Here is a 4269-nt window from a genome sequence, read left to right as displayed (position 1 = left end):
TGAAGCCGCGCATGTCGCCGGGGCCGGCGTGCGCCCGGCGGATCGTCGCCGCGTCGACCTCCGAGAGCCCGATGTGCCGCACGTACCCGGCGTCGACCATCTCCTTGATCGCGCCCACCGTCTCCTCAATCGGTACCGCCGGGTCCAGCCGGGCGGGACACCCCGGCCCTGGTGCTGTCCGAACCTGGGCGAGGTCCTCGCCCAGAACCGGGTGGCCGTCCTGATGACGGGCGACCACACCGGCTTCTCCGGCGACCGGCGCTACCTCGTATACCGCTGGTTCACCGAGCCCGCCGCCCGCGCCGTCTGCCCGCCCGAGGAGCAGGAGCATCAGGCCCGTCAGCTCGTGGCCGACCTGCGCACGGCCGTCGGCCGCCGGTCCGGCGACCCCACGGTCACCGGACTCATCGACCGTTTGCAGGCCGCGAGCGCCGGCTTCCGCCGGCTCTGGGCCGAGCACGAGGTGGCGGTCCGGCGCGTCGACCGGAAGACCATGCTGCATTCGCGGGTGGGCCGTCTGCTGATGGACTGCGAGACCCTGGTCACCCCCGACCAGGGTCAGCAACTCCTGGTGCTCACCCCGGCGGACGCCGAGACCCGCGAGCGGCTGGAGCTGCTGCGGATGCTCGGCATCGAGGAGATCCCCACGGAGGCCACGGACACGCCCGTACGGTGAAGCGGGCGACCGGCCGGGCTTCCAGCGCGACTCCAGGCCCGTGCCAGGGTCAGCTCGTTCCCGGCCGGGTGAAGCCCATGGGGGTACGGCTGTAGGGAGCGATCTTGACGTCAGAGCCTGTTTTGGGCGCGTGGATCATCGTGCCTTTCTCGGGGTCGAGCACGATGCCCACATGGTCAGCGGTGCCATCGCCGTTGTTGTCGAAGAAGACGAGGTCCCCGGGCTGCGCATTGCCATCAGGGATGCGCGGTCCGCGCATCCACTGGTCGTGAGCGACCCGCGGGATGGCGATCCCCGCGGACTCGTACGCGCGCAGTGTCAGCCCGGAGCAGTCGAAGGAGCCGGGTCCTGTCGCTCCCCACACATAAGGGTCGCCTAACTGCTTGAGGGCGTAGTCGATGACGGCCTGAGCGCGAGGGTTGGGCGCCAGGCTGTGAGCGTTCGGCGGGACGGCCAGCGAAGGCGTGCTCGCATCGCCGCCGCCACCACCGCCCCCTCCGTTGGCGCCATACCCGTTGCTCTCACCGGTCGGCGCGCCGTTCCCGTTGTAGGACGCCAGCTGGGTTTTCGGGGTGCGGGGCTGGAAGTCGGGGTCGGGGATCCAGCGCGTCCCGGACTTGTTGCCCGGGACGAAGTCCTGATCGCCGGGAGCGGGGATACCGGTGAAGAACCGCACCTCGCCGAGGTGCTTCCCGATCTCGTCGGTGGCCTGACGGAGGGCCTGGGCCGCCTTGCCTGTGTGCACCTTGGCCCGCTCAAGGGCGTTGGACACCTGGGACCTGATACTCGTCATCGAGATGGTGGTGCTGTCGGGGTCGCTGCGCTGCTCATCCAGCCAGGCGCGTTTCTCCCGGTAGAGGGCTTGGACCTCGCTCTTGGCCGTCTCCAGCGCGCTCCCCGCGGCATCCAGCTTGCCGGCGGAGTCGGTCAAGGCCTCACTCAGCGCCGTACCGGACTCGGGATATCTGGCCATGTACCTGGCGAAGTTTTCGGCGGCGACGCCGTTCCACGCGCTGTCCACCCTGTTGACCGCGCGTTTGATGACGCCGGTCTCCGTGGTGATGCTGGTTGCCATCGTTCGCCATCGCCCCGAGATCCTGGTGATCTCGGCCTGGTCGCCGCTCAAGTTGTCGATGACGCGCTGGATGGGGCTGAGGTATTGGTCCCAGATATCCGTCACGCCTGCTCCGTCCGGGGAACGTCGGGGAGGTCAGCCCTGCGGACGTTGTCGACGACCTGGTGGATGGCCGCCTCGACCTTGGTCAGGTTCTGTTGGGCATGGCGTACTTCGGCGTCGATCTTCACCTCGAAGTCGTTGACGGCCTTGGCGAGCTTGTCAGAAAGGTCCTCGAGGTCACCGAAACAGGAGGTGCTGACGCTCGTGGGACCATCCTCCGCCGCACTCTTGAACTGGTTCGCGACTCCCTTGGCCTTGGTCGCGCACTCCTCGAGCGTGTCGAAGTAGATCTCAAACCCTGCCACGTGAGCCACGCCTCTACTGTCAGATCAACGTCAATTCGCCCGACAATCTAACATCCTTGATCTTCTGTCCCTCGACCATTCCCCTACCTCAAGCCTGCTCCCGCCGTCCGTAAGACGGGCCTTTCGCACGGGCCAGTCGCGTATCTCGGACGTTGATGTCCTGGTGCATGCTCCACTGGTGGCGGCCGTGCTCGATTGCGGGGGACGATCACGGTTCTGCACGAGTCGGATCGTGCCGGGGACAGCGACTCTCGTGTTTGTGGCCCGGAGTTCGTTGATCGCCTCCTGCTCCCGGCCGGGCAGCAGACGCAGCCGGGGAGAGCGGTGGTCTGGCGGACCTGATGAACGGCATCTGCAAGATCATCTTCTCTGCTGCGTACACGCCCACGACCTGACGTCCTGATAGGCCCGGCTACGGTGGCCGGCCGCCAGGCCTCTGCCAGGACGGCTTCGCAAGGTGCTGGTCACGGCGGCGGTGTGCGGCGCGGATGAGCGGGTCCCCATCGAGAGGACAAGAGGCCGCCGCTCGTGTGGCCAGGTGTGCCGGAGTCCGTCATTCCCGGGAGACGTTGAGGAGGTCGGCGAGCTGGGCCCGGCTGGAGATGCCGAGTTTGGTGTACACGCGGGCCAAGGCGTTGTTGACGGTGGCGATCGACAACCCGAGGAGTGTAGCGATGGTCCGGCTGGTGTGCCGGACGGCCAGCAGCGCCACCTCGCGTTCGCGGCGCGTGAGCACGTGCGAGATCTGCTCGCGATTGAGCAACGGCGTGACGGCGCCCTCGCATTGTCGGTGCAGCGCGGCCGCCCGCTCGCGCGCCAGCGCTGCCTGACTCGCCAGGCCGGCCTTACGGTAGATCCCGGCCGCGCAGGTCGTGGCCTCGGCGGCGAGCAGGTGCTGGTCGAGGTGGGCAAAGGTCTCGGCGGCAGCGCTGAGCGCCTCGCTGTTCGTCTGCTGGAGCCCGCGAGCCGCGGTTGTCAGCGCGCGGCTCATGGGGGTGGCGAGCATCGCGTCGAGCTCGTCGAGCCGATGCCGGTCGGTGTCGCCTCCGAGCCGGAGCACGTCGTAGCGGGCCAGCGCCTCCACGGTGGGCAGTCCGATGCCGCGGGCTTGTCCCCCCGGCACCGAGGTCGAGCTGGACGCGATCGGCAGGCGTTCAGGAACCTGCCCAACGACGACCAGGAGCTGCTGTCCCTGGTCGCCTGGGAGGGCCTGGAGCACAAGGAGATCGCCAAGGCGTTAGGCGGCTGTCCCGCAACGCCGTACGCATCAGGCTGCACCGCGCCCCTCGACCGCCCGCCCCTCCTGTGCGCGGCGGAGCACTGGTCCCGCCTCTCCCCCATGTTCGCCACCTGAGACCGGTGTCCGCCGCCTGAGAGGAGCACAGAGCCGATCGAGTCCCTGGGTCACCTGGACGAAGAACGGTGTGAAATGCTCGAGCCAGGCGCGTGCGACCGACGGTTTTTGGTCGTTTTCCACAACTGGGGCCGCATAGCGTGCACTGTCCACGACATGACACTGCCAGCCGATAGACGAAAGAGTGGACATTGTCGGGGGCCGCCGTGCCGCCGCGTGCACATCGTCGATCTACAGGAGGCTCGGTCGGGTGTTCAGTCGTGTCGCCATCGTCAACCGTGGTGAGGCCGCCATGCGGCTCATCCACGCCGTACGGGACCTCGCCGCGGAGACCGGGACACCAATCGAGACCGTTGCCCTGTACACCGACGTCGACCGTACGGCCACCTTCGTCCGCGAAGCGGACCTGTCCTACGATCTCGGTCCCGCGTCGGCGCGCCCGTACCTCGACCTGAAGGCGCTGGAGCGCGCGCTGGTGGAGACGGGGGCCGACGCCGCGTGGGTCGGCTGGGGCTTCGTCGCGGAAGACCCGGCGTTCGCGGAGCTGTGCGAGAACATCGGAGTCACCTTCGTCGGCCCGAGCGCGGAGGCCATGCGCAAGCTCGGCGACAAGATCGGCGCGAAGCTGATCGCCGAGGAGGTCGGCGTGCCGGTCGCGCCGTGGAGCCGCGGCGCGGTCGAGACCCTGGAAGCCGCCCTGGCGGCGGCCGCCGAGATCGGCTACCCGCTGATGCTGAAGGCGACCGCCGGCGGCGGC

6 protein-coding genes and 1 pseudogene are annotated in these 4269 nt (G+C 68.6%); 3 read left to right on the top strand and 4 right to left on the bottom strand.

The features are described 5' to 3' along the window. A pseudogene (locus AB0J09_RS57740) lies at positions 1-151 on the bottom strand (aldo/keto reductase); the annotation flags it as partial. A 33-nt stretch (positions 152-184) separates the two neighbouring features. Here AB0J09_RS57740 and AB0J09_RS57735 point away from each other — a divergent pair. Then, a complete protein-coding gene (locus tag AB0J09_RS57735) occupies positions 185-676 on the top strand; it encodes a hypothetical protein (protein ID WP_360711513.1) in 492 nt (163 codons plus the stop codon). Positions 677-725: 49 nt separating this feature from the next. Here the strand turns inward: AB0J09_RS57735 and AB0J09_RS57730 are convergent, their stop codons facing one another. The 3 genes from AB0J09_RS57730 to AB0J09_RS57720 all read right to left on the bottom strand — a co-directional run bounded on the left by AB0J09_RS57730 (position 726) and on the right by AB0J09_RS57720 (position 3281). Then, the gene (locus AB0J09_RS57730) at positions 726-1856 is read right to left on the bottom strand and encodes an NlpC/P60 family protein (RefSeq protein WP_360711510.1); all 1131 of its coding nucleotides are present in this window, start codon (positions 1854-1856) and stop codon (positions 726-728) included. Further along, entirely contained in the window at positions 1853-2158 is a 306-nt protein-coding gene (locus AB0J09_RS57725) for a hypothetical protein (protein ID WP_360711508.1), read from the bottom strand. Before AB0J09_RS57725 ends, AB0J09_RS57730 begins: the two co-directional genes overlap by 4 nt. 553 nt (positions 2159-2711) lie before the next feature. Then, on the bottom strand, positions 2712-3281 hold the full coding sequence (locus AB0J09_RS57720; protein WP_360711505.1) for a helix-turn-helix transcriptional regulator: 570 nt from the start codon (positions 3279-3281) through the stop codon (positions 2712-2714). On the opposite strand from AB0J09_RS57720, the gene AB0J09_RS57715 reads away from it, so the two are divergent. Both AB0J09_RS57715 and AB0J09_RS57710 read left to right on the top strand, forming a co-directional pair. Beyond that, positions 3267-3512, top strand: coding sequence for a hypothetical protein (locus AB0J09_RS57715; protein ID WP_360711502.1), 246 nt, complete (start codon positions 3267-3269; stop codon positions 3510-3512). The two genes, AB0J09_RS57720 and AB0J09_RS57715, sit on opposite strands and share 15 nt — an antisense overlap. Before the next feature lie 250 nt (positions 3513-3762). Next, the coding region (locus AB0J09_RS57710; protein ID WP_360711499.1) for a biotin carboxylase N-terminal domain-containing protein at positions 3763-4269 on the top strand (507 nt) is incomplete at its 3' end.

The sequence above is a fragment of the Nonomuraea sp. NPDC049784 genome, from assembly GCF_040659615.1.
Classification (GTDB): Bacteria; Actinomycetota; Actinomycetes; order Streptosporangiales; family Streptosporangiaceae; genus Nonomuraea.
The sequence above is the reverse complement of the archived record's forward strand: the minus strand, read 5'-3'. Positions and strand labels throughout refer to the sequence as shown.